General features: G+C 59.0%; 22 protein-coding genes. 6 read left to right on the forward strand and 16 right to left on the reverse strand.

Annotation, left to right across the window (positions count from 1 at the left end; all coding sequences use genetic code 11):
• Positions 1-17: 17 nt before the first annotated feature.
• The 3 genes from VOI22_RS03295 to VOI22_RS03305 all read right to left on the reverse strand — a co-directional run bounded on the left by VOI22_RS03295 (position 18) and on the right by VOI22_RS03305 (position 2,326).
• A complete protein-coding gene (locus tag VOI22_RS03295) occupies positions 18-506 on the reverse strand; it encodes a tripartite tricarboxylate transporter TctB family protein (protein WP_323795158.1) in 489 nt (162 codons plus the stop codon).
• A gap of 7 nt (positions 507-513) precedes the next feature.
• The gene (locus VOI22_RS03300; RefSeq protein ID WP_323795159.1) at positions 514-1,509 is read right to left on the reverse strand and encodes a tripartite tricarboxylate transporter substrate binding protein; all 996 of its coding nucleotides are present in this window, start codon (positions 1,507-1,509) and stop codon (positions 514-516) included.
• Positions 1,510-1,606: 97 nt separating this feature from the next.
• Entirely contained in the window at positions 1,607-2,326 is a 720-nt protein-coding gene (locus VOI22_RS03305) for a GntR family transcriptional regulator (RefSeq protein ID WP_323795160.1), read from the reverse strand.
• A 180-nt stretch (positions 2,327-2,506) separates the two neighbouring features.
• On the opposite strand from VOI22_RS03305, the gene VOI22_RS03310 reads away from it, so the two are divergent.
• The 4 genes from VOI22_RS03310 (at position 2,507) to VOI22_RS03325 (ending at position 7,254) form a co-directional block, all read left to right on the forward strand.
• Positions 2,507-3,697 (forward strand): CoA transferase, encoded by a 1,191-nt coding sequence (locus VOI22_RS03310; RefSeq protein WP_323795161.1) that lies wholly within the window; start codon positions 2,507-2,509, stop codon positions 3,695-3,697.
• Between the two features lie 29 nt (positions 3,698-3,726).
• Positions 3,727-4,512: an enoyl-CoA hydratase gene (locus VOI22_RS03315; RefSeq protein ID WP_323795162.1), complete on the forward strand. Its 786-nt coding sequence runs from the start codon at positions 3,727-3,729 to the stop codon at positions 4,510-4,512.
• Positions 4,513-4,664: 152 nt separating this feature from the next.
• Positions 4,665-5,306, forward strand: a complete 642-nt coding sequence (locus tag VOI22_RS03320; RefSeq protein WP_323795163.1) for a class I SAM-dependent methyltransferase — start codon at positions 4,665-4,667, stop codon at positions 5,304-5,306.
• 229 nt (positions 5,307-5,535) lie between these two features.
• Positions 5,536-7,254: a methyl-accepting chemotaxis protein gene (locus VOI22_RS03325; RefSeq protein WP_323795164.1), complete on the forward strand. Its 1,719-nt coding sequence runs from the start codon at positions 5,536-5,538 to the stop codon at positions 7,252-7,254.
• On the opposite strand, the gene VOI22_RS03330 is transcribed toward VOI22_RS03325, so the two are convergent.
• On the reverse strand, positions 7,251-7,643 hold the full coding sequence (locus VOI22_RS03330) for a PilZ domain-containing protein (protein WP_323795165.1): 393 nt from the start codon (positions 7,641-7,643) through the stop codon (positions 7,251-7,253). The two genes, VOI22_RS03325 and VOI22_RS03330, sit on opposite strands and share 4 nt — an antisense overlap.
• Before the next feature lie 180 nt (positions 7,644-7,823).
• Between VOI22_RS03330 and VOI22_RS03335 the strand changes: the two genes are divergently transcribed.
• A complete protein-coding gene (locus VOI22_RS03335; protein ID WP_323795166.1) occupies positions 7,824-8,165 on the forward strand; it encodes a hypothetical protein in 342 nt (113 codons plus the stop codon).
• Between the two features lie 9 nt (positions 8,166-8,174).
• Here the strand turns inward: VOI22_RS03335 and VOI22_RS03340 are convergent, their stop codons facing one another.
• From VOI22_RS03340 to VOI22_RS03395, 12 genes are all read right to left on the reverse strand, one after another.
• Positions 8,175-8,732, reverse strand: a complete 558-nt coding sequence (locus VOI22_RS03340) for a glutathione peroxidase (protein WP_416366070.1) — start codon at positions 8,730-8,732, stop codon at positions 8,175-8,177.
• A gap of 64 nt (positions 8,733-8,796) precedes the next feature.
• Positions 8,797-9,705 carry a DMT family transporter gene (locus VOI22_RS03345; RefSeq protein ID WP_323795167.1) on the reverse strand — a complete coding sequence of 303 codons (909 nt, stop codon included), beginning with the start codon at positions 9,703-9,705 and terminating at the stop codon, positions 8,797-8,799.
• Positions 9,706-9,742: 37 nt separating this feature from the next.
• A complete protein-coding gene (locus tag VOI22_RS03350; protein ID WP_323795168.1) occupies positions 9,743-10,945 on the reverse strand; it encodes a mandelate racemase/muconate lactonizing enzyme family protein in 1,203 nt (400 codons plus the stop codon).
• Between the two features lie 99 nt (positions 10,946-11,044).
• The gene (locus tag VOI22_RS03355; RefSeq protein ID WP_323795169.1) at positions 11,045-11,341 is read right to left on the reverse strand and encodes a hypothetical protein; all 297 of its coding nucleotides are present in this window, start codon (positions 11,339-11,341) and stop codon (positions 11,045-11,047) included.
• A 44-nt stretch (positions 11,342-11,385) separates the two neighbouring features.
• The gene (locus VOI22_RS03360; RefSeq protein ID WP_323795170.1) at positions 11,386-11,982 is read right to left on the reverse strand and encodes a hypothetical protein; all 597 of its coding nucleotides are present in this window, start codon (positions 11,980-11,982) and stop codon (positions 11,386-11,388) included.
• 141 nt (positions 11,983-12,123) lie between these two features.
• Positions 12,124-13,362 carry a phenylacetate--CoA ligase family protein gene (locus VOI22_RS03365; RefSeq protein WP_323795171.1) on the reverse strand — a complete coding sequence of 413 codons (1,239 nt, stop codon included), beginning with the start codon at positions 13,360-13,362 and terminating at the stop codon, positions 12,124-12,126.
• Positions 13,363-13,401: 39 nt separating this feature from the next.
• Positions 13,402-14,235: an ABC transporter ATP-binding protein gene (locus tag VOI22_RS03370; RefSeq protein ID WP_323795172.1), complete on the reverse strand. Its 834-nt coding sequence runs from the start codon at positions 14,233-14,235 to the stop codon at positions 13,402-13,404.
• A 64-nt stretch (positions 14,236-14,299) separates the two neighbouring features.
• Entirely contained in the window at positions 14,300-15,628 is a 1,329-nt protein-coding gene (locus VOI22_RS03375) for an ABC transporter substrate-binding protein (RefSeq protein WP_323795173.1), read from the reverse strand.
• Positions 15,629-15,726: 98 nt separating this feature from the next.
• Positions 15,727-16,800 carry a branched-chain amino acid ABC transporter permease gene (locus tag VOI22_RS03380; RefSeq protein ID WP_028465350.1) on the reverse strand — a complete coding sequence of 358 codons (1,074 nt, stop codon included), beginning with the start codon at positions 16,798-16,800 and terminating at the stop codon, positions 15,727-15,729.
• A 4-nt stretch (positions 16,801-16,804) separates the two neighbouring features.
• The gene (locus VOI22_RS03385) at positions 16,805-17,761 is read right to left on the reverse strand and encodes a branched-chain amino acid ABC transporter permease (RefSeq protein ID WP_323795174.1); all 957 of its coding nucleotides are present in this window, start codon (positions 17,759-17,761) and stop codon (positions 16,805-16,807) included.
• Between the two features lie 25 nt (positions 17,762-17,786).
• Complete coding sequence (locus tag VOI22_RS03390; protein WP_416366142.1) at positions 17,787-18,611, reverse strand: ABC transporter ATP-binding protein; 825 nt, start codon at positions 18,609-18,611, stop codon at positions 17,787-17,789.
• Positions 18,612-18,631: 20 nt separating this feature from the next.
• Positions 18,632-20,563: an AMP-binding protein gene (locus VOI22_RS03395; protein WP_323795175.1), complete on the reverse strand. Its 1,932-nt coding sequence runs from the start codon at positions 20,561-20,563 to the stop codon at positions 18,632-18,634.
• 450 nt (positions 20,564-21,013) lie between these two features.
• Between VOI22_RS03395 and acnA the strand changes: the two genes are divergently transcribed.
• The gene (acnA, locus tag VOI22_RS03400) at positions 21,014-23,701 is read left to right on the forward strand and encodes an aconitate hydratase AcnA (protein WP_323795176.1); all 2,688 of its coding nucleotides are present in this window, start codon (positions 21,014-21,016) and stop codon (positions 23,699-23,701) included.
• Positions 23,702-23,705 lie beyond the last annotated feature (4 nt).

Raw genomic sequence — 23,705 nt, forward strand, 5'->3', positions numbered from 1 at the left:
TCGAACCAATCTGAACGCTAGAAACCGAGAATGCCGGCATCGAAATGCACGCCGAGCCCGAAGGCGAACAGCGCATAAATCGCTCCGGGGAAGAGCACTGCAAACGGAATGACCGCGTGCCAGCGCCGCTCGCCCCAGATCACGGGCATGAAGAAACAGAACAACGCCATGGCAAGGATGAAGCCGATGGCCTCGAAGGCGACCACGAAAGCAAGCATCATGGCGGCAGTCATGGCGACCATTGCCGGAACCGACTTGCCCGGCCGCGAATCCTTGCGGAAAGAGATCACCATGAGGGTGACCGCAAGGACGGCAATCACCGAGATCACCAAGCGTGGGAAGGTTGCCGGTTGTACGTTCTGGGCGACAGCGGCCGGAGCGTCGGCGAAGCTGAGAGTGATCCAGTAGGCGACCGCGCAAAGGACCACGGTACAGAAACCGATGACCATATCACGCGGAAACCGGGCTGCTGGTGCAGCCCGGTCAACGGAGGGTTTGCTTGACATAGTGTCCTCAGAGCATACCGAGTTCAGTGAGGGCCGTGGTGCTCTCGTCATAGATCCGGCGGATGTGCGCGGTCCATTTCTCGGCACCGATGACGCTGGATTTCGGCATGCCGCCGGAAGCCAGGTACCCTTGGTAGACGCCGTGCTCCATCGCTTTCACGAGGCCGCCGCTGAGTATATCGATGCGGTCCTGCGGCACGCCGGAGAGGCAGGCGAAACCACGGACCGTGGAAGCCACTGAGTCGACGCCGGAATCGCGGGCGGTCTTGACACCGTTGAGGGCGGCAATCGGCTCTTCAGAGAGGCTTACGACCGGGCGGAATTCACCGGCGCTGTACTGGGACTCACCTTCTGCATAATTCAGCAGGGCAACGTCGATGTTGCCGGAGACCAGGTTGGTCACGATATCCCCGCCGCCTTTGAACGGGACGATGGTGTACGGCATGTTGCCGCAAGCTTTGGCGAAGTTGTGGATACCGACGTGATCAGCACCACCGGCGAAGGTGGTACCCCACTTCAAGCCGCCTTTTTTGGCGGCGGCGGCGGCCATGAGATCGTCGAGGGTCTTGATCTTGCTGTTCGAGCTCACGGTAACGATCTGCGGATCGTCGGTGGCGCGGGCCAGGCCGACCATTTCTTCGATCTTGATCGGCACTTTCTTCTGAATGATCTGGAAGATGTGCGACTGCGTGATGGTCATAAAGGTGTAGCCGTCACGGGGGCGCGACTTTGTGTACATCAGCGCAGCCGAACCGCTGCCACCGCGCTTGTTCACTACGACCAGATCCTGTTTGAACACCCTGCGGGCCCGCAGCATCATCATGCGGGTGGTAATGTCGGTGCCGCCGCCCGGGCCTGCATGGGTCACGACGTTCAGGGTCTCGGCCGGGAAATCTTCTGCGAAGGCCTGATCACCAAAGGTGGCGACTGCCGCGCCGGCAGCGCCGGCCAGTGCCGTGGATTTCAGAAAATCACGGCGATTGAAAAAAGCTGAATTGGACATAGTTTCCTCCATTGTCCTAACTCGTCGAAAAATAGCATCTAGCTCATCCCCAGATGGGGATGCATTTGATGCCGTGGCGACTGATAGTCCGGCTCTTCTAGTGGCCGGTTATGTTGCTCTTCGGATAGTCCGTCTTGGAGAGCCCAGACGGTTCTTCTGTCAGTGTGCCAAGGAAGCGATTGCATCCTTGCTCGATATGAAAACGCCCGGCTTCGCGAGCGGCGTCGGGGGCGCCGTCAATGATGCCGGCGAGGATGATTTCGTGCTCGTTCAAGGACTCTGCAATGTTCGGTACGTTCGACAAACCACGCCGACGGAACAGGTGCATTTCCTTCACGACGCTGTGGTAGACGTCGATGGCCCGCTGGTTGTGCGAGTGGTTGATGATGCTGGTATGAAAGTCGACATTCAGCCGGTAGTAGGCCGCCTTGTCGTCGCAGCTGAGGGCTGCTCGCATCGCGCTCATATTGTCGCGCAATAGTGTTATGGTTTCATTATCGTGCCGCCGGGCGACTTCCTGACACGCCAGGGCAAAGAGTGCGCCGCGCAGGGCGTAGAGGTTTTTGACTTCGTCGAGACCAATTGTCCGCGCTATGGCGCCTTTGTTCGGGAGAATTTCAACCAATCCCGATTGTGCCAAGCTGCGCAAGGCTTCTCTGACAGGACCCCTGCTAACTCCGAGTTCTTCTGCAATCAGTGCTTCCCCTATCCGTGCACCTGCGGCGATTTCGCCTGTCAGCACGCGCCTCTCGATCTCACGTTCAACGTGAGTCGTCAGAGTCGCGTATTCGCGAGCGTGGAAGGGTTTATTTTGCATTGCCATCTTTTTTATAGGCGTTTCCTCATTGTGTCGACTGTAGATAGTAGAAATGCAGATTGTCAACAATCAACAAACTACATATTGTCAGGCAGCTACAAAATTCGCTGCGTCAATCATGGCAGGGCCCAGTAAGAAGGGCTGCAAGCTATTGAAAAAAAGGGAGGAAAGTGTTCAAAAATGGGCATTTCTCATGCCAGTACGGTACTGAACAAATACAAGGTTCTTGATCTTACGCGGGTGCGTTCGGGGCCGACTTGCGTCCGGCAATTGGCCGATTGGGGCGCCGACGTGATCAAGATCGAGATGCCGACGACAGACAATGCCGGGCAACTTGGCGGACCGCGCGAAGGTGCCGATTTCCAGAACCTTCATCGCAACAAGCGCAGCCTGACCCTCAATCTGAAGGACAAGCGCGGGCTTGAGGTTTTCCGGAAACTCGCCCGTGAAGTCGATGTCATCGTCGAGAATTTCCGGCCAGATGTGAAAAACCGCCTGGGTATCGATTACGAAACGCTGTCCAGGGACAATCCGGGGCTGGTTTATGCCTCTATTTCCGGTTTCGGTCAGGATGGGCCGCTGTCCAAGCGCCCCGGTTTCGACCAGATCGCGCAAGGCATGGGCGGTCTTATGTCCATTACCGGCAAACCGGGTGAAGGCCCGATGAGGGTCGGCATTCCGATCGCGGACCTGACGGCGGGCATTTTCTGCTCGCAGGCCATTCTTCTCGCCCTTCTGGAGCGTGAGCAGTCCGGCAAGGGACAATGGGTGCAGACCTCTCTTCTGCAGGCCCAGGTCTTCATGCTGGATTTCCAGGCCGCGCGCTGGCTGGTCGATGGCGACGTGCCGAAGCAGGCCGGCAACAATCACCCGACCAGCATCCCGACCGGCGTCTTCAAGACATCCGACGGTTACATGAATATCGCGGTTGCCGGGCAGGCTATCTGGGAAAAATTTTGTGATGCCATGGACAAACCGGAATGGAACGAGAACCCGGATTACGCGACAGGCGCTGCCCGGTCCGACAATCGGGACGCCCTGAACGCGGAGATCGAGGCGGAGACTCTCAAGGACACCATGGTCAACTGGATCGAGCGGCTGAATGCCGCCGGTGTCCCTTGTGGTGAGATTAATAATATCCAGCAGGTCTTCGAAAGCCCGCAGGTGGCGCATTTGGGACTTGCCCAGCCGGTCAAGTCGCACGAGCGTGGCGATACCCATCTGGTGGGCCAGCCGATTATCATGAGCCGGACGCCATCGACCATTGCTTCCCCGCCACCGATGGCGGGTGAGCACAATCAGGAAGTGCTGACGGATCTCGGCTTTGCCGCTGATGAAATTGAGACATTGAAACGTGACGGCGTCATCTGAGCGCTGGAATACAAAGGGAAAGAAACACCATGACTGACAAGATTCTCACCAGCCAGGAAGGCGCGATCGCCCGGATCGTTTTTAACCAGCCGGAAAAGCGCAATGCCGTATCGCTGGAAATGTGGGAAGCGGTTGAAGCTGCGCTCGACCGGTATTTGGCCGATGAAAGCGTCCGCATCCTGATCCTGTCCGGCGCGGGCGGAAAAGCCTTCGTCTCTGGCGCCGATATTTCCAAGTTCGAATCCGAACGTGCCAGCGCCGACGGTGTTGCCCGCTACAACGCAACCACCAAGCGGGTTTATGACAAGGTCGCCGATTTTCCGAAGCCGGTCATCGCGCAGATCAACGGCTTTTGCGTCGGCGGCGGTGTCGCGCTCGCGGTCTGCTGCGATCTTCGGATCTGCGGCGAGGGCTCCAAGTTCGCCATCCCGGCCGCCAAGCTCGGTCTGGGATACGGCTATCCGGGGATTTCCCGCTTGTCCGCGCTTGTCGGGCCGAGCTTCGCCAAGGAGATCTTCTTCACGGCCGGTCGTTACGACGCCGAGGATGCCCGCATCATGGGCCTCGTGAACCGGGTTGTTCCGGACGATCAGGTCGAACAGTTCTGCCTCGATTATGCAAAGACCATCTCCGAGAACGCGCCGATGACCGTTAATTCGGTGAAGTTCATCGCCAATCAGACCGTGGCGCCCGAAAGCGAGCGGGATCTGAAGAAGTGTGACGAACTGGTCACGGCCTGCTTCGCCAGTGAAGACTATATCGAAGGCCGTCGCGCCTTCATGGAAAAGCGTAAGCCCGAATTTAAGAACCGCTAAAATCAAGAGACATGCGGACGTGGCTTTGCTGCGTCCGCATTTTTTATGCCGGACGCTCATGGCCGGTGGATGATGGTAAACCTTTCTGAAATCCATTCTTAAACCCGCTGCTCAGGATGCTAGGTTGTCTCCAACAGAGGGAGAAAGCAGCAATGGCACACGAAAAAATCATACGGACCGATGGAAAAGTGTCCCGCAGCGGTGCGGTCAATGCGGAAAGCTATGATGAATGGGCCAGTGACTATGACCGGGAGCTTGCCAGCTGGGGTTACGATGCGCCGGAGCAGGCGGCCGGGCTGCTAAAAGGGCATCTTCCCGGTTTCGAGAGCGCGGCAATTCTCGATTGCGGATGCGGAACCGGATTGACCGGCGCGGCGCTCAGGGCCGCTGGCGCTCGTGGCGACTTGACGGGGGTGGATGCGTCCGAAGCCAGTCTCGAAACTGCGAAGCTGAAGAAAGTCTACGACCGTCTGGAATATGCGGACCTCAACAAGCGACTCCCGCTTGATGACGCGTCCGTGGATGGCATCCTTTGTATCGGTGTTCTGACCTATCTTGAGGAAGCGGCCATCTTCAAGGAATGGCTGAGAGTGCTCCGTGCTGGCGGTGTCGCGGTGTTCACCAGCAGGGATGATTTCTGGCAGTCGCGCGGCATTGCCGAGATGCTGAGCCGGCTGGAGTTGGAGGGCCGCTGGGAGGCGTTGCACGTCTCTCAGCCCATGCCTTACTTGCCGGGCAACCCTGATTTTGCGGACAAGGTGAAAGCCATCTATGCCGTTTACGGAAAGCTCTGATCAGAGCATTCCGGCGTCCAGGGGCCAAATGCAATAGCTTACCCCTGGAAGCTTGTTAGGTAAAAAAAACCTGCTGAAATCCAATCCTGAAAACCCAAATCTGGTCGGTACACAGGCGAACATTTGTTCGCCTGTAATGATTAATACAAAATCAACTATCTTGTTCTAACAGTTCTGCCACGCTCGAAAATCGAGGTACCGTCCGGCGATTTCAGAACAGGAACCAGATATGAAAATAAGTCAAAAAGTCACTGCGGCGCTCGGTCTTGTCGTTGCGCTCATGATCGGACTTACTGTTTATATCGAATACATTGTCCTTGATGTGGTTCCGGATATCGAGTTGCAGGTCGAGAAGACGGTTGAGCAACGGGAGCACGTCTATCCCCTCGCGATCGAAATACAGAATATCAAGTTCCATGTCGTTCAGGTGCAGCAGTGGTTGACCGATATTTCCGCCACTCGTGGCCTGGACGGGCTGAACGATGGTTTTGACGTCGCGGCCGAGCATGCGGCTTCCTTTCGGAAGGCTGTCGCGGCGGTCGAAGGACACCTGCAGTTTCTTGGGCTGGCGGAGCAACTGGCTTTGGTAGAGCCAGTCCGCGCCGCCTTCGGTCCTTATTACAATGCCGGTCAGGCCATGGCGAAAGCCTATATCGAGGGTGGGCCGGAGTCCGGCAACAAGATGATGGGCGGTTTTGACAGTGCCGCCGAAGGCATGGCCGAGAGTGTGGATGCGCTCGCCGGTTCGGTCTTCGCGGTTGTGAAGGACAGGATGGACCAGTCTGTCATTCAGTCCCAAGGGGTTCTTGATAAGCAGAATTCCATCAGTGGTGCCGTTCTTGGTATCTGCGGCGTCATTATCGTTCTTGTGATTGGTGTTAGCTTCTATATCCGTGTGGCTGCGCTCGCGAAGTTTGATCAGCTTGGCAATGCGATGCGGGAAGTCGCAGAGGGTAATGTTGGGCTGGACGTTCCATTCGTGGCGCGCCGCGATGAGGTCGGCACAATGGCGAAAAGCCTGGAAGCGTTCCGCCAAAACGAGATTGAGCGGCGCGCGCTGGAAGAGCGCAACAGAGAGGCCGAAATTCAAGCCAAGCAAGAACGTGACACTGCAGTCCGCGCTATGGCCGATATTGTGGAAAAGGAGGCAGAGAAAGCTGCTTCAACCGTTTCTGATACGTCCAAGCGCTTGTTCGATATTGCGAAATCGATGGCTGACTCCTCGGCGAATGTGCAGATGAAGGCATCTTCGTCAGCTGCCGCTGCGGAACAGGCTCTCAACAGTTCAGAATCTGTTGCCAGTTCTGCTGATGAACTCTTCGCTTCAATCCAGAGAATCTCCAGTCTTGTGAATAACGCGTCTGAAATTTCAGGCCGCGCCACCACAGAAGCGGGCCGATCACGTAAGGTCATTGGCGGTATGGCCGAGGCGGCCGGAAAGGTGACTGAGGTTGTCGGTCTGATATCGGATATTGCGGAACAGACTAACCTTCTTGCCCTGAACGCGACGATCGAAGCCGCGCGAGCTGGTGAAGCAGGTAAAGGTTTTGCGGTCGTTGCCAGTGAAGTGAAGGCTTTGGCCAACCAGACACAGAGCGCAACTGGCGAAATCACCTCTCAGATTTCGGAGATGCAAGCGATCACGAATGAGGCTGTTGCTGCGATTGAATCGGTTCTTGCCATTGTTAGCGATATTAGCTCGTCGACCGGCGATATTTCCGCGGCTGTCAATGATCAGCAAGTTGCGACCGGTGAGATTGCCAGCACTGTGCAGGGAGCGTCGGATGGCGCGCGCGAAGTGACGAAGCTTGCCGGGGATGTGTCTGACGTCGCTGACCAGGTCGATAGCAAGGCTGGCGAACTGCGGAGCGTTGTCTCATCTCTATCCGATGATATCAGCGGTCTTCGTAATTCCATCGTCAACGCGGTTCGCTCTGCGTCGAGTTAGTTCTCGCCGTCGTAATTATAGATATACGGCAGGAAAAGGCGGGCTATCGATGGGTGCTTCAGGGCGAGATCGCGGATGTCGGTCTCGCCCGGATAGGTTTCGAGATGCAGGCCGACCTGGCTGGTGGCGACGATATTGATCTTCAGGCCGGAAACCTCATCGCCTATCGAGAGTAGGGCTTCGCCGCGGAATTCAATCGGCGTTTCCGATGTGAACAGAAAGCCGATCAGCGAGACGTTGACGATCTCACCCTTGATGACGGTTCCGTCCGGAAGTGCCAGTTCGGCGTCGACATGGAATGCCACGCGATCGAATGCGCGGCGCTCCTGGTCCGTCATGTCACGCATCCAGCCGGTCCTGTTGTAGCTCTCGTTCAGCTTGTCACTCATGTTCGACCCCAGGGCGGTTGGCTGGACTGATTTGTCCGGTACGTTCTCTGATAACCCAACTTTCAAGTTAGCGGAATGGGGCGCGACGACCTTCTTCGAAACTATGCGTCATCCTGAAGCATTGAAAGGGCTCGTTAAAGGGGCCACTCTTCACGTGTATCTTCAGAAGGAGGCCGGGTCGTGCATCTCAAATCTCCCATGCTGCGGTTCCTGTTCGGTCACGGGGTGATCGGTGGCGGGGCCGGTATCGCGATTGCGATCAGCCTGCTCGTGTTCGATGTTGCCGGGCTTGCAAGCCTGAGCATGAAATCCGAGCCGACGTGGCTTGGCCCGTTTCTGCTGTGCTTTTCCTTCTTTGCGTCCTTCAGTGCGCTGGCAATGGGGGCTGCGGTCATGAGTTATGGCGATGATGGGAATGATGGAGATGACGACGGAACGACCGTCCAGCATCGCATCGTCCCGGATACGCAAAACTCAGAGTCCGGCCGCGCCGAGAGAGCAGTTATCAGAGTCCGTAAATAGGTCTGGCTTCTAACGGGGCAGGGCAGCTTCAACGGCCTTGATCAGCTTTGCGGCAGAGGGGGAAGTCGTCGATGCAAACCAGTCGATGGCCTTGCCGTCCGGGCCAATCAGAATCTTGTAGAAGTTCCAGCGGGGCTTCGAGAGTGGCCCCAGTTCTTTCGCTGCCCAACGGTAAAACGGGTGCGCCTGTTCTCCGGAGACCGTCTGTTTTTCCGTCATGGGAAAGTCCACGGCAAAGTTTACCGCACAAAACTCCTTGATCTCAGCCGTTGTTCCGGGTTCCTGCGCGCCGAAATCGTTGGAGGGTACGCCGAGCACCACAAGGCCGCGCTCCCTGTAACGTTCCCAGAGTGCCTGCAATCCATCATACTGCTTCGTAAAGCCGCAGAATGAAGCTGTGTTCACCACGAGCACCGTCTTTCCTGCGTACTCCTTCATGGAAAGCGGATCGCCTTCTATCGAGACGAAGGAGAAATCGTGGGCACTCGTTGCCCCGGCTTGACCGGCGGGCATCAGGAGCAGCCCGAATAGGATTGCACCTGCAAGGCGCGCTGCGCGAATGTCCATGTCCGTGACCTCCAATCCTTCTTGATACGAAGCCCAGCCCGCATCGGATGACCTTTCCGGTCAATCATGTCGACAGCAGCAGGAAGAAGATCCCGGTGATCACCAGGCCGATCCCGGCGAGCTCCAGCGGGCTGCTCTTTTCCTTGAAGAAGAGATAGGAGGCCGCGAAGGTGAAAACGAGTTCGATCTGGCCGAGCGCACGGACGTAGGCGGCATTCTGGATCGTCATGGCGGTAAACCAGCAGGCGGAAGCGGCCATGCCGCTGAGCCCGACAATGCCCGCGACTTTCCAGTTCCGCAGCGCCGCCGTGATCTGCCCCGGGTCCCGGATGCGCATGTAGCCCGCCATGGCGACGGTCTGCATGATGGTGACGCAGCCGAGGGTAAAGCCTGCCTGGATCAGGAATCCTTCACCTCCGAGGGAAAGCGACGCCGCACGGTAAGATACCGCCGAGATACCGAAGCAGGCGCCGGAGGCGAGACCGATCATGGCCGTCCGGCTGGTCAGGGACCGGACGATGCCGGAAATCCCCGTGGCCTGCTTGGCGGCGGAGATGGCCAGTACCCCGATGAAGCTGATCAGGATGGCGATCATTGCGCCAGCGGTCAGCGGATCGCCGAGAATGACGATGCCGAAGACCGCAGCCTGCACTGTCTCGGTCTTGGAATAGGTGGTTCCGACGGCAAAGTTCCGGAAGGCGAAGAGATAAACGAGCAGGGCGGTGGCGGCGATCTGAGTCGCTCCGCCGATAGCCGCATAGATCCAGAAGGCCGGTTGCGGCTCCGGCATGCTGAGACCCACACCGTCATGCAGGAACCAGACATAGAGCCAGGCCGGGACTACCGCATAGAAGAAGCGGATAAAGGTCGCTCCGGACGTGCTGAGTTTCGATGTCAGATGCTTCTGCAGGGCAGAGCGCAGGTTCTGGCAAAAAGCCGCAGCGATGGTGATCGGAATCCAGAGTTCGATCATTAAAAATACCTAAATGTCAGATGATTGACGCGGTTTGTTAAAGTGATGAGCGGCGGATGTGACAATCCGGTCGTTTGAGGATATCCGGCTGCAGGCTGAGGCCGTGTCCGGCGCCTGCCGGTGCCGTGATCTCGCCGTTGGTGACCGGGGGAAGCTGTGTGACGAGATCACCATACCAGCCGTAATAGAAGGCGCGCACCATTTCCTGGATGAAGCAGTTATGGGTGTTGAGGGCCAGATGGGTCGAGGCGGCAAGGACGACAGGCCCGGTGCAGTCATGGAAGGCGACCGGAACGTGCCAGGCATCCGCCATGGCCGCCATCTTGCGCGCTTCGGATACACCCCCGCCCCAGGCAATATCGGTGATGATCAGGCTGAGGGATTCCATCTCCAGCAATTGCCGGTAGTCGGCGCGGCCACCACGCGTCTCGCCGACTGCGATGGGGGCGGCGGTGGCACGGGCCACCTCGTCAAGGCTGGAGAGATTGTCCATGAATACCGGGTCCTCGACCCAGAGCGGGTCTACGGCTTCCAGAGCACGGCTGATCTTGATTGCGGTCGGCCGGTCCCACATGGAATGCAGCTCGGCCATGATGTCCATGCGATCGCCGTGAGCCTCGCGGATCTTTTCGAACGGGGCCATGGCTGTCGCCAGGTCGCGCGGGTTGATATGGTGGCCCCGGCTGGCTTCGGCGGCGTAATCGAACGGCCAGATCTTCATTGCCGTGATGCCCATTTCCAGCAGGCTGGCGGCAAGCTCGTCGGCGTGGTTCAGGAAAGCGTCGAGATCCTCAAAACCTCCCTGGTTGGCGTCGAGGCCGAAATTATCCGTTCCCTGGGTCGGCCGGTTCTGCACGTAGCGGGTGCCGGCGCAGGTATTATAGACGCGGATGCTGTCCCGGACCGCGCCGCCAAGTGCCTGGTGCAGCGGCATGTCTTTTGACTTGGCGAACAGATCCCAGAGCGCGATGTCGACCGCGGAGCGGCCACGCATTTCCGCGCCAGCTCCGCTGAAGCCCACATAGCCGGTCAGGTCGCGCTGATGCTGTTCGATCCGGTGTGGATCCTTGCCGAGCAGATAGGGAGCGATGATGTCGTGAATATGGGCCTCGGCGGCGCCGGGCCCATAGAAGGTTTCGCCGAGGCCGTCCGCGCCGTCATCGGCGACAACGCGGACCCAAAGCAGGTTTGGAAACTCCTCGATCCGGATGGTTTCGATAGTCGAGACTTTCGCGCCCATTCTTTTCCTCCGCCCTCGTCACCGGTCTTTGCCGTTTTTTCGATTGTGAAGCGAAGCAGGGAAGAGCACCAGATGGAGGTCGGAAAAAGGTGTGCTTTCCTAAAGCACCAATCCAACACCTTTCTTGATCAATCCGATGACCGAGTTGATGGCATCGACGCGCATGCTTTGGGCAGCCGTTGCGTCTTTTGCGGCTTTGATCTTTGCGTCCATGTCCGCAATCGTCGGGGTTTTGATGGTCGCCATCTTGTCTGCAATGTCAGAAAGCGACATCCCGTCGATCTCGTTCTTCAGATTGTTAATCTTGACTGTGGTCAATGTGCGGTCCGGCTCGTCAAGGGAGCCTGCAGCGCTTTCCAGCGAGGCGATCTTTTGGTTCAGTTCATCGCGGGTCATACGGAGAATCCTTCCGGAACAATGCGGGGGAACGAGCGATGGTGTTAGCCATCAAGACCGGTCAAGAGGACCTTCAGGTCATTGGCGGCACCGGTCACGCGCGGGATGGTCTTTTGGACCTTTGTTATCAGGTGTGAGACGGAAGGCTGCTCAAGCACGCTGGTGACGATTTTCTCGCCTGCTTTTTCCGATTGGATGTAAGCATCCAGGGCGATCTGCACGTCCTTCATCGTGCTGATGTACTGTCCGAGCTCTTCCGATTTCGCCTTGATGGCGTCGAGGTCCTGCTGCAATTTCGCGCGGGCCGCGGCCGCGGATTGCGTGGATGATGCGGACGCTTTCAGGACTTTTTCCGCCAGTGCCTTACGTTCGGCCGCGCTGTCGCCCTTGTTGCTATCAGACAGGAGGCTGACCAGTTGCGTTTTGCTGTCTGCCTCCCGCTTGGCAATCCGTTCCTCTGCCTGTTTCTGGATTTTCGTGGAAGCAAGGACAAGGGCCTCTGACTGGGTGGCGACGGCTTCGATTGCCGTTCCGAAATACTGGATTTGTGCCGTTGAAAGTTGCTTGACCTCGGGCGGTGTCGCGCAGGCCGAAAGTGCAATCAGCATCGCGCCGGCCATAATGTTTCGAAGAGTGCGCATACAACCTCCATGGAGCGCTATTGCGCTCAAATTCGATAAATTTACTCGTAAAAAGTGTATTTTGTGTTGCTGTTAATGGCAACGAAAAAATATCTTTTTATTCAAAATGGAGGTGTCGTGCGTATTTCTAGACGCGTTTGCTCAATCGTAGCTGCGTGCGTCCTCGATCACCTTGCCGTCATTGGCGAGGCTGCCTTCGGCTACCAGAGAGACCGCGCCACGAAGTTTTGTGACGGCTTGCAAGCTGGAGGCAACGGTGTCGGAGAGTGCATCTCCTGAGGCTGTGGTCTCGCAATGTAATGTCATCACGTCCTCGCCGGTCCGGCCAGTGACGATAAGGCGTGCTTTCAGGATTTCCGGGTGGCGCTTCACCACCTCGGCAACTTGTCCCGGGTGAACAAACATGCCTTTGATCTTGGTGGTCTGGTCGGCACGGCCCATCCAGCCCTTGATGCGCTGGTTGGTGCGTCCGCACGGACTGGGGCCTGTCAGAACCGCCGACATATCGCCGGTGCCGAAGCGGATGAGCGGATAGCTCTGATTGAGGCTGGTGACGACGATCTCGCCAACCTCACCCTCGGCGACCGGATCGCCGGTTCCGGGGCGGACGATCTCCACGATCACGCCTTCGTCAAGGATCATGCCTTCCAGAGCCGGGCTCTCATAGGCAACAAGCCCGAGATCTGCGGTGCCATAGCATTGCAGCACGTCGCAGCCGAGTTCGGACAATTCCTTGCGCAGGCTCGGGGGCAGGGCTTCGCCGCCGACGAGGCCCTTCTTCATGCTGGAGATGTCGGTGCCCAACTCCCGCGCTTTCTCGAGGATGATTTTCAGGAAGCTCGGAGTGCCGCCATAGCCTGACGGCTTGAGACCGGCGGCTGCCTGGACCTGCATTTCGGTATTTCCGACGCCGCCCGGAAAGACGGCGCAACCGATGGCGCGTGCGGCGCTGTCGACCATCATCCCGGCCGGGGTCAGGTGATAGGAGAAGCAGTTGTGCAGGATCTCGCCCTTACGGAACCCGGCGGCGTAAAGTGTGCGCGCGAATCTCCAGGGATCGGGCTCGGGGCCTTCCGCATCGTAAATCGGGCCAGGCGACATATAGAGCCGGGCAAGGCCGTTCGGTGCGACAGTGGTCATGCCGCCAAAGGGAGGTGTGCTTTTCTGCAGGTCAAGCAAGTCGCCCTTGCGGGTGACGGGGAGGCTGGCAAGGGCCGTGCGGCTGGTGATCGCGCCCGGATCGACATCCGCCAGCAGTTTCCCGAAATAGGCGGTCTTGCCCTTGGCCAGGGCGACCTGAGCGGACAAGGCCGCCATCTGGGCGGCCTCGCGTTCGTCGGTACTGCGGGTTTCAAGCGTGTCGTAAAAATCGCCGCTCATTTCGGTACGGTCCCCAACTCTTGAATGCGTGACGATGTGTTAGCCGAGCCAGCGTTTGCGACGGCGGTAATGCTTCACGTCGCGGAAGCTCTTCCGGCCGCCGGTGCTGATGCCGAGGTAGAATTCCTTCACATCCTCGTTTGAGCGCAGGCTTTCCGCATCGCCTTCCATGACGACCCGGCCGCTTTCCAGGATGTAGCCATACTTCGCGTAGCGCAGAGCGACGTTTGTGTTCTGCTCGGCCAGCAGGATGGAGACACCTTCCTGCTCGTTGATCTTCTTGACGATCTCGAAGATCTGTTCGACCAGCTGCGGGGCGAGGCCCATGGACGGCTCGTCCAGCAGGATTGTTTTAGGCCGGCTCATCAGCGCCCGGCCGATGGCAACCATCTGCTGCTCGCCACCGGACGTGTAGCCCGCCAGGCTGGTGCGCCGATCGCGCAGGCGTGGGAAATAATTATAGACCATCTCCAGATCCCGGGCGATGCCGGCCCTGTCCCCGCCGCGTGTGAACGCACCGGTCATCAGGTTTTCCTCGACGGTCAGATGTTCGAAGCAGTGGCGGCCTTCCATGACCTGGATAACGCCCTGCTCGACGAGATTGTGAGGGTTCATCGACTGGATCGGGTGACCCTCGAATTCGATCGTGCCTTTCGTTACCTCGCCGCGTTCGGACTTAAGCAGGTTCGAAATGGCTTTCAGTGTTGTGGTCTTGCCGGCGCCGTTGCCGCCGAGAAGGGCGACGATGCCGCCGCGCGGGACTTCAAGGGAGACGCCCTTCAAGACCAGAATGACGTGGTCGTAGATGACCTCGATATTATTGACGCGGAGTATCGGCTGTTCCGCTCCGGTTTCCTGTTCGACCGCTGTCACTTCCTGTTCCTCCGGATGATTGGACGCGGCGCCGGTTGTCCGGCGCCGCGTCCGTATCAGGTCATCAGCTGCAGCTGCGCGGCGTGATGTTGTTTTCCTTGGCGTAAGCCGCGGCATCTTCCTTCACGAGGGCGCGGACGACATCGTGCATCGGCTCGATCCACTCGGAGACGATGTTCCACTTGCCAGCGGCCGCATCCCATTGCTGGATTGCGATCGGGCCGTCACCTTCGTGATTTTCGCAGGTGATCTTGATCGGCTTCATGAAGTTTTTCAGGCCGAGGCGATCAAAATCGGCTTCCTTGAGGTCGATTGCCTCGAAACCATCACGCACATGCTCACCGCGAATGTCCTTCGTGCCATGGATCTTGATGGCATTCCGCATCGCTTCAGCCGTGAAAATGGCTTCGAGCATGCCACGGTTATAGAGGACTTCGCCTACACGAGCTTCTTCGCCCGCGCCGTTACCCTTGGCGTAAACGTGCGTCTTGATCTCGTTCAAAGCTTCGAAGTCAGCGCCCGGAGCATGCATGGTGCCCGCGAGATAGCCGTTCGCAGCCGGACCAGCCGGTGCGACGTCATTCTCTGAACCGGACCACCAGACGCCGATGAACTTGTCCATCGGGAAACGAATGGCAGCGGCTTCCTTGATGGCAACCTGGTTCATTACGCCCCAGCCCCACATGAAGATCCAGTCGGGCTTGCCGCGGCGAACCTGCAGCCAGGTAGCTTTCTGTTCCTGACCCGGATGGTCGACCGGCAGAAGCATCAGCTCGAAGCCGTACTTGGCGCCGAGCGTTTCCAGCGTCTTGATCGGCTCCTTGCCATAGGCGGAGTTATGGAAGACGAGGGCGATCTTTTTGCCCTTCAGGTTCTCCATGCCACCTTCCTTTTCGCCGACATATTTGACGAAGGCGCTGGCCTGGGACCAGTAGGTGGCCGGGAAGTTGAAGATGTACGGGAAGACGGTGCCGTCAGCTGCGGAGGTCCGGCCGTATCCCATGGAGAGGATCGGAATTTTGTCTTCGCTGGCCTTCGGGATCAGCGCGTAGGTCACGCCCGTGGAGTGCGGGTTGAAGACGAGGGCACCTGATTGGCCTTCGTTTTTCAGGTTCTCGTAGCACTCGACGGAGACCTTGGTGTTGTAGCCGGTCTCGCACTCGACGACATCGACCTTGATGCCTTCGACGCCGCCATCACGCTCGTTGAGCATGTTGAAATAGTCGATGAAGCCGTTCGCCAGCGGAATGCCGTTCGGGGCATAGGCGCCCGTCCGGTAGACCAGGTTCGGAACGGTATATGAGTCATAGTCCGCCCGGGCGGTTTCCGCCCAGGTCGCGCCGGCGATAACGCCCGCCGCCGCGATGGCAATGCTTGCCTTCGATAGTCTCATTAGTTGCCTCCCTTAAAGTGGCCGCATATTTCGCGGTCCGTTCAGGTTAGTGCGTGAAGTGCCACGCGGAGCCTTTTCCCCCTGCCAGACAAGGCTGGTCAGTAGGGGAAGGGCCAAAGTCGGAGCTTCTCCTTGGCGATCTGCCACATGCGTGCCAGACCGTGTGGCTCCTTGATGAGGAAGAAGATGATCAGCGAGCCGACGAGCATGAACTCGATATGTTTCGCCGTCACCGGAACCATCCCGATCCAGTCGACCAGAACGACCTTCAGCCCGACCGGCATCAGCGCCATGAAGGCGGCACCGAGGAACGATCCGAGCACGCTGCCAAGACCGCCGATGATGATGGCGAACAGCACGAAGAACGATTGCAGGATGTCAAAGGCTTCCGTGGCTTCGACGGTGCCGAGCCAGATATGGAAGATGATCGCACCGCCCATGCCGATATAGAAAGACGAGACGGCAAAGGCCAGCAGCTTGGTCTGCAGCGGGCGGATGCCCAGAAGCTCGGCCGCGATGTCCATGTCCCGGATCGACATCCAGCTACGCCCGACACGGCCGCGTACCAGATTCAGGGCTATCCATGTAAAGACGATGATGAAACCGAGCACGAACAGATACTGTGCGGCGGGCTCGGCCTGCGGTCCGGAAACAAGGAACCCGAACACTTCGCGCGGCGGTGCGGTGATCTGGCTCATTTCGTAATTGTAGAACCACGGCACCTTGTTGAACATCCAGATCAGGAAGAACTGGGCCGCCAGCGTTGCGACGGCGAGATAGAACCCCTTGATCCGCAGGCTCGGTAGGCCAAACAGCACGCCGACAGCCGCTGTACAGCCGCCGGAGAAAAGGATCACGAAGATCAGGTTCAATTCCGGAAAGGCCGTGCAGAGCTTGTAGGAGCTATAGGCGCCGACAGCCATGAAGCCGCCGGTACCGAGGGAGATCTGGCCGCAATAGCCAACGAGGATGTTCAGGCCGAGCGCGACCAGCGCATAGACCATGAACGGCAGCAGGATAGCTTTCGACCAGTAGTCGTTGATGACAAATGGAATGATGGCAAGTGCCACCACCAGGATGGCAGCCAGCAGAATCTTGTCCTGAAAGATCGGAAAGAGCTGCTGATCGGCGGCATAGTTCCGTTTGAACTGGCCTGTTTCACGGTACAGCATGGACTTAAACCCTTTCGATGATCTTGTCGCCGAACAGTCCTTGCGGCCTGAACATCAGGAAGGCGAGTGCCAGCATGAAGGCGAACCAGTTTTCCACGGCACCGCCATGGACGCTGTACCAGAAGACTTCGACGACCTTTTCCCCAAGCCCGATGATCAGACCGCCGATAATGGCGCCGGGGATGGACGTAAAACCGCCGAGGATGAGGACGGGCAGGGCCTTCAGCGCGATCAGCGACAGGCTGAACTGCACGCCGGACTTACTGCCCCACATGATTCCGGCCACCAGCGCGACGATACCGGCGACAGACCAGACGATGACCCAGATCTGCTGCAGCGAGATGCCGACGGAGAGGGCCGCCTGGTGATCGTCGGCCACGGCGCGGAGCGCACGGCCAATCCGGGTCTTGGTGAAGAATATCGCGAGCACGGCGACGAGTGAGCCGGCGGCGACGGCCGCGGTCACATCGAGCTGCTCGACATAAACCCCGCCGATATCCCAGATGTCGGTCGGCAGACCGATATCCAGAACCTTCACATCACTGCCCCACATCAGGTCGCCGGCGCCTTCCAGCACGTAGGAGAGGCCCAGCGTGGCCATGAAGAGGATGATCAGCTCCTGGTTCACCAAGGGTCTGAGCACGACCCTTTCGATTATCACGGCGAGAAGGATCATGATCACCACCGTGGCGCCTAATGCGACGATGACGGTGAGCCATTTGGGCAGGCCGTCCGGCATATATTCCATGATGCCTGTAAGGGTCAGCGCGGCAAACAAAGCCATCACGCCCTGGGCAAAGTTAAAGACGCCGGATGCCTTGAAGATCAGCACAAAGCCGAGGGCGACGAGGGAGTAAAGCACTCCGGCCATCAGGCCCTTGATTACGGTTTCGATGAAGATGAGCGGGTCGAGGTACATGTCCACGAAGGGCTGCACCAGCACTGCATAAATTAGTTCCACGTTCGGACTCCTTTGGCGCGCCGTGTCAGTCGTGGCTCACGCCAAGATAGGCGTCGATGACATTTTGATTGGCGCGCACCTCGTCGGGCGTGCCGTCTGCGATCTTCACACCGTAATCCAGCACGACGACCCGGTCGGACAGGTCCATGACCACGCCCATGTCGTGTTCGATCAGGATCACGGTGGTGCCGAATTCCTCGTTCACATCCATGATGAAGCGGGACATGTCCTCCTTTTCCTCGACATTCATGCCGGCCATCGGCTCGTCGAGCAGGAGAATGTCCGGATCCATCGCCAGTGCGCGGCCGAGTTCAACCCGCTTCTGCAACCCGTAGGGCAAGCGGCCGACAGGCGTGCGGCGGATCGGCTGGATCTCGAGAAAATCGATGACCCTTTCCACATGCGCCCGGTTTTCCAGCTCTTCCTTCTGGGCCGGGCCGAAATAGAGGCACTGCCAGAAGAAATTGCTCTTCATCTTCAGCAACCGGCCGGTCATCAGGTTGTCCAGCGTGCTCATGCCGCGGAACAGGGCTATGTTCTGAAAGGTCCGGGCGATGCCGTGCGAGGCCGCGTAATACGGGTCCATGGACGGGAAGGTCTTGCCGCCGAATTTGATCTGGCCCGAGCGCGGTTTGTAAAAACCGTTCAGGACATTCAGCATCGAGGACTTGCCGGCCCCGTTCGGGCCGATGATGGCGCGGATCTCGCCCTTGCGGACGTCGAAACTGACATCGTTGATGGCGGTCACCCCGCCGAATTTCACGATGATGTTCTCGACGGCGAGAACCGGGTCGCCGATCGTGCGCGTGTCGACGCTGCCGGAGGGCGGGTTCACCCCGCCGGAATCGATTACCTGTGCTTCTGCCACGCTCAGCCTGCCTTTTTCATTTCGGGCGCTGCGGCGCCGTCGACTTTCTCGATGTGCATGGACGCTTCGATGTTGCCCTTGCGGCCATCCTCGAACGTCACCTCGGAATTCATCTCCGCCCGGTCGCCTTCGCCGTAGAGCGCTTCGATGATCGGACCGTAGCGTTCGGAGACCACACTGCGGCGCACCTTGCGGGTCCGTGTCAGCTCTCCGTCATCCGCATCCAGCTCTTTGTAAAGAAGCAGGAATTTCCGGATTTTCTGGGTGTCCGGCAGGCTCTCGTTCACATGGGCGATTTCGCTGCGGATCAACTCGTAGATCTCAGGGCGGTCCGAGAGGTTGGTGTAGGAGGTGAAGGGGATGCGGGCTTTCTCTGCCCATTTCGAGACGATCGAGAAACGTATGCAGATGATCGCCGTCAGATAGTCCCGATCGGCTCCGAGGATCACGGCCTCGCCGATATAGGGCGAGAACTTCAGCTTGTTCTCGATATATTGCGGCGAAAATTTTGTGCCCGTGCGGGTCTGGGCAATGTCCTTCACCCGGTCGATCACCGTCAGCCGGCCCTTGGTATCGAAGAATCCGGCATCGCCGGTATGCATCCAGCCGTCCTTCATGTCTTCCTTTGTGGCTTCCTCATTCTTGTGGAAGCCGCGGAACATGTTCGGGTGCCGGGTGATGATCTCGCCGACGCCGTCTGTGTCGGCATCGATGATCTTCACTTCACAGCCCTCGAACGGCACGCCGACCGTATCGACGTCGATTTCCTTGCCATCCTGCAGGGTATAGGCGCCGAGCAATTCCGTCTGGCCATAGAGCTGCTTAAGCGGCACGCCCATGGCGAGGAACAGTTTGAAGGTGTCGGGTCCCATGGCGGCGCCGCCGGTGGCGGCGGAGCGTACATTGGCAAAACCGAGCCGGTCTCGCAGGGCGCTGAACAGGGCGACATCAGCCAGCCAGGACTTGCCTCCCTTGTCGAGTGCCTCGCGTCCCATCTCCACGCCCTTGTCGAAGATCCACTGGGTCAGTGGCCCCGCATCCATCACCCGGGCGCGCATGTCGGCGGCGATCTGCTCCAGCACCCGGGGGGCGAGCAGCAGGAAGGTCGGGCCGATCTCGCGCATATCGCTCATCGCGGTTTCCTCGTTCTCCGGGAAACTCACTTTCATGCGGGAATTCAGGCCGAAGCCGATGGTGTAGACCTGCTCCATGATCCAGGGCATCGGCAGAACGGAGACATATTCGTCCGTCGAGTCCTTCGGATCGTGCTTCAGATAGAGCTGGGTGTGGCGAACGAAATTCCCGTGCGGCAGCTCTGCCAGCTTCGGGTTCGACGTGGTGCCCGAGGTGGTGCAGAGAATGGCGATATCTTCGCCTGTCACCGCGTCGACCATCTGGTCGAACAGTTCAGGCGAGGCGGCATGGATCTCGGCGCCGCGGGCGACCAGATCGTCGAAGCTGACGATCCGAGGATCGTCGAACTTCCGCATGCCGCGGGTGTTGGAATAGATGATTTTCTCGATCGTCCCGGCGCGGTCGCCGAGATTGAGGAACTTGTCGACCTGCTCCTGATCCTCGGCATAGGCCATCCTGGCCGCGCTGTAGCCGGTGAGATAGGCGATCTCGTCTTCCAGCACGTCGCGGTAAAACCCGATGGTCATCGCGCCGACGGACTGGGCCGCAAGCTCGGCGCAGATCCAGTCCACGTTGTTGTCGCCGATGATCGAGAAGACGTCGCCTTTGACCAGCCCGGCTTCGTTCAGGGCCAGAGCGAGATTGCGGACCCGCTCCAGATAGTCGGCCCAGGTGAATTCGGTCCAGACACCGAAATCCTTCTCGCGCAGCGCTACGTCATTGGGAAAACGTTCCGCGTTGTAGCGGAGGAGCTTCGGCAACGTGTCGTAAACCGAAGCGTCCGGGTATTCGTACGCCATGTTCCGTCCCTAATACACGGACCAAAACCGGGCAGGCGCAGACGGAAATCAGCTATGGAAGATAGCCGCGGATGGACCCGTGGCGCAGTGCCTCGAGCCGTTCCTCCCTGTCTGTCCTGGCCCTTGACCTCCACGTTTGCCGTAGATGATCAGCTTTGGACCTTTGTTATTTTCCGGACCCGCCGACATTGCGACAGGCTCGATATCGGTGCCGATTTTTGGATGCACTCGTGCCAAGGTCAACAAGATAATTTCGATATGGGCATTTTGCGGAACTGAATTTCGCAATTTCACCGGGCCAGCGCATGCACTGGGTGCTGGCACTCTTCGGCGGAATTTTCTATAAACAAGGTGCGCGGTCAGGAGCGCTCTCCTTCCGCGCCAAAAAGACTTATGGAAAAGACCGGGCCGAGGCGCTCCTCGGGCGGCCACCATCACAAATCATAGGAGATGATAGTGACTGCTGGCCAAGATAGCCTGAACACCCGACGTACGCTCAAGGCGTCCGGGAAAAGTTACGATTATTACAGCCTTGAAGCCATGGCGGATGCCGGTTTTCCGGAGATTCGCAAGCTTCCGCACTCGCTGAAAGTGCTGCTGGAAAACCTGCTGCGCTACGAAGACGGGCGCACGGTAACCCTGGACGACGTCAAGGCGCTGTCCGAATGGGTAAAGAATAAGAAGTCCTCCCGTGAAATCGCCTATCGCCCGGCCCGCGTCCTGATGCAGGACTTCACCGGCGTTCCGGCCGTGGTCGATCTCGCCGCCATGCGTGACGCGATGACAGAACTCGGTGGCGATCCGGAAAAGATCAATCCGCTGTCGCCTGTCGATCTGGTGATCGATCATTCGGTCATGGTGGATGCGTTCGGCGGACCCGACTCGTTCAAGAAGAACGTCGATCTGGAGTTCGAACGGAACGGCGAGCGGTACGAGTTCCTGCGCTGGGGCTCCAAGGCATTCCGCAACTTCCGCGTTGTCCCGCCGGGAACCGGCATTTGCCACCAGGTCAACCTGGAGCATCTGGCCCAGACGGTCTGGACCAAGGACGAGGACGGCAAGACGATTGCCTATCCCGACACGCTGGTCGGCACCGACAGTCACACCACCATGGTCAACGGCATGGCCGTACTTGGCTGGGGCGTCGGCGGTATCGAGGCGGAAGCGGCCATGCTCGGCCAGCCGGTCTCCATGTTGATCCCGGAAGTCGTCGGCTTCGAGCTGACCGGCAAACTGCCGGAAGGTGCGACGGCGACCGATCTGGTGCTGATCGTGGTGCAGATGCTCCGCAAGAAGGGCGTGGTCGGCAAGTTCGTCGAGTTTCATGGCTCCGGCCTCGGCCATCTCAGCCTGGCGGACCGGGCGACCATCGCCAACATGGCCCCGGAATACGGTGCCACCTGTGGCTATTTCCCGATCGACGAAGAGACCCTCAGCTACCTCAGGCTGACCGGCCGCGAAGACGACCGGATCGCGTTGGTGGAAGAATATGCCAAGGCACAGGGCATGTGGCGTGACGACAGCCAGGAAATGGTCTTCACGGACACGCTTTCCCTCGATCTCGGCACCGTGGTGCCGTCGATTGCCGGGCCGAAGCGTCCGCAGGACCGTGTTCTGCTGACCGAATCCGCCCAGGAATTCGCCAAGGCCTTCAAGGATCTCGCCGGCGGTGTTGCGCCGCGGACTATGGACGTCGAAGGCGAGGACTACACGCTGAGCGACGGTGACGTGGTGATTGCCGCCATCACCTCCTGCACCAACACCTCCAACCCGTCAGTGATGATTGCGGCCGGCCTCGTCGCCCGCAACGCGGCGGCCAAAGGCCTGACGGTGAAGCCGTGGGTGAAGACCTCGCTCGCACCGGGCTCCCAGGTCGTCACCGATTATCTGGAAAAGGCCAACCTGCAGGTCGAGCTCGACAAGCTCGGTTTCAACCTGGTCGGCTATGGCTGCACCACCTGCATCGGCAATTCCGGCCCGCTCGACCCACATATCGCGGAAGCGGTGGAGAAGGGCGATTTGGTCGTCACCTCCGTGCTGTCCGGCAACCGGAATTTCGAGGGCAGGGTGAACCCGCACGTCAAGGCGAACTATCTCGCCTCGCCGCCGCTGGTCGTTGCCTATGCCATCGCCGGGAACCTGAACGTGGACCTGTACAAGGACGCGCTCGGCGAGGATCCGGATGGTAACCCGGTGTATCTGAAAGATATCTGGCCCTCCAACAAGGAGATCAGCGACCTCCTGGAGGCCGATCTCAGCCGCGAGATGTTCCAGAACCGCTACGCCAACGTGTTCGAAGGCTCGGCGGAATGGCAGGCTGTGCAGACCACCGGCAGCCTGACCTACAACTGGAACGACGGCTCGACCTACGTCCAGAATCCGCCTTACTTCAAGGGCATGGCGAAGGAGCCGGGCGCGCTGACCGATATCAGCGGTGCCCGTGAGCTGGCCATTCTCGGCGACTCGATCACCACCGACCACATCTCACCGGCCGGCTCCATCAAGTCGGACGGCCCGGCGGGCGACTATCTGCGCGAACGTCAGGTCCGCCCGGTGGACTTCAACGCCTACGGCGCACGGCGTGGCAATCATGAAATCATGATGCGCGGCACCTTCGCCAATATCCGTCTGAAGAACGAGATGGTCGAGGGCGTGACCGGCGGTTACACCAAGCACCAGCCTTCCGGCGAGCAGATGGCGATCTATGACGCCGCCATGCGCTACGAGAAGGAAGGTGTTTCTCTGGTCATCGTTGGCGGCAAGGAATACGGCACCGGCTCCTCCCGCGACTGGGCGGCCAAGGGCACCCGTCTGCTGGGCGTCAAGGCCGTGATCGTCGAGAGCTTCGAGCGTATCCACCGCTCCAACCTTGTCGGCATGGGCGTGTTGCCGCTGCAGTTCAAGGACGGCATGAACCGCGAAACCCTGGGCCTGAAGGGCACGGAAAAGTTCGACATCACGGGGATTGCCGACGGCATCACCCCGCGCATGGACGTGCCATGCAAGATCACCTACGCGGACGGCTCCACCAAGGACGTGATGCTGCTCTGCCGCATCGATACCGCGGACGAGGTGGAATATTACCGTCACGGCGGCATCCTGCAGTACGTGCTGCGGAACATCGCCAAGGCGGCGTAACGCT

The organism is Nisaea sp. (genome assembly GCF_034670185.1).
Lineage (GTDB): Bacteria > Pseudomonadota > Alphaproteobacteria > Thalassobaculales > Thalassobaculaceae > Nisaea.

What these genes read in the sequence shown, in the direction of transcription:
- VOI22_RS03295 (WP_323795158.1), bottom strand. Translation starts at nt 506, where the DNA reads ATGTCAAGCAAACCCTCCGTTGACCGGGCTGCACCAGCAGCCCGGTTT.
- VOI22_RS03300 (WP_323795159.1), bottom strand. Translation starts at nt 1,509, where the DNA reads ATGTCCAATTCAGCTTTTTTCAATCGCCGTGATTTTCTGAAATCCACG.
- VOI22_RS03305 (WP_323795160.1), bottom strand. Translation starts at nt 2,326, where the DNA reads ATGCAAAATAAACCCTTCCACGCTCGCGAATACGCGACTCTGACGACT.
- VOI22_RS03310 (WP_323795161.1), top strand. Translation starts at nt 2,507, where the DNA reads ATGGGCATTTCTCATGCCAGTACGGTACTGAACAAATACAAGGTTCTT.
- VOI22_RS03315 (WP_323795162.1), top strand. Translation starts at nt 3,727, where the DNA reads ATGACTGACAAGATTCTCACCAGCCAGGAAGGCGCGATCGCCCGGATC.
- VOI22_RS03320 (WP_323795163.1), top strand. Translation starts at nt 4,665, where the DNA reads ATGGCACACGAAAAAATCATACGGACCGATGGAAAAGTGTCCCGCAGC.
- VOI22_RS03325 (WP_323795164.1), top strand. Translation starts at nt 5,536, where the DNA reads ATGAAAATAAGTCAAAAAGTCACTGCGGCGCTCGGTCTTGTCGTTGCG.
- VOI22_RS03330 (WP_323795165.1), bottom strand. Translation starts at nt 7,643, where the DNA reads ATGAGTGACAAGCTGAACGAGAGCTACAACAGGACCGGCTGGATGCGT.
- VOI22_RS03340 (WP_416366070.1), bottom strand. Translation starts at nt 8,732, where the DNA reads ATGGACATTCGCGCAGCGCGCCTTGCAGGTGCAATCCTATTCGGGCTG.
- VOI22_RS03345 (WP_323795167.1), bottom strand. Translation starts at nt 9,705, where the DNA reads ATGATCGAACTCTGGATTCCGATCACCATCGCTGCGGCTTTTTGCCAG.
- VOI22_RS03350 (WP_323795168.1), bottom strand. Translation starts at nt 10,945, where the DNA reads ATGGGCGCGAAAGTCTCGACTATCGAAACCATCCGGATCGAGGAGTTT.
- VOI22_RS03355 (WP_323795169.1), bottom strand. Translation starts at nt 11,341, where the DNA reads ATGACCCGCGATGAACTGAACCAAAAGATCGCCTCGCTGGAAAGCGCT.
- VOI22_RS03360 (WP_323795170.1), bottom strand. Translation starts at nt 11,982, where the DNA reads ATGCGCACTCTTCGAAACATTATGGCCGGCGCGATGCTGATTGCACTT.
- VOI22_RS03365 (WP_323795171.1), bottom strand. Translation starts at nt 13,362, where the DNA reads ATGAGCGGCGATTTTTACGACACGCTTGAAACCCGCAGTACCGACGAA.
- VOI22_RS03375 (WP_323795173.1), bottom strand. Translation starts at nt 15,628, where the DNA reads ATGAGACTATCGAAGGCAAGCATTGCCATCGCGGCGGCGGGCGTTATC.
- VOI22_RS03380 (WP_028465350.1), bottom strand. Translation starts at nt 16,800, where the DNA reads ATGCTGTACCGTGAAACAGGCCAGTTCAAACGGAACTATGCCGCCGAT.
- VOI22_RS03395 (WP_323795175.1), bottom strand. Translation starts at nt 20,563, where the DNA reads ATGGCGTACGAATACCCGGACGCTTCGGTTTACGACACGTTGCCGAAG.
- acnA (WP_323795176.1), top strand. Translation starts at nt 21,014, where the DNA reads ATGATAGTGACTGCTGGCCAAGATAGCCTGAACACCCGACGTACGCTC.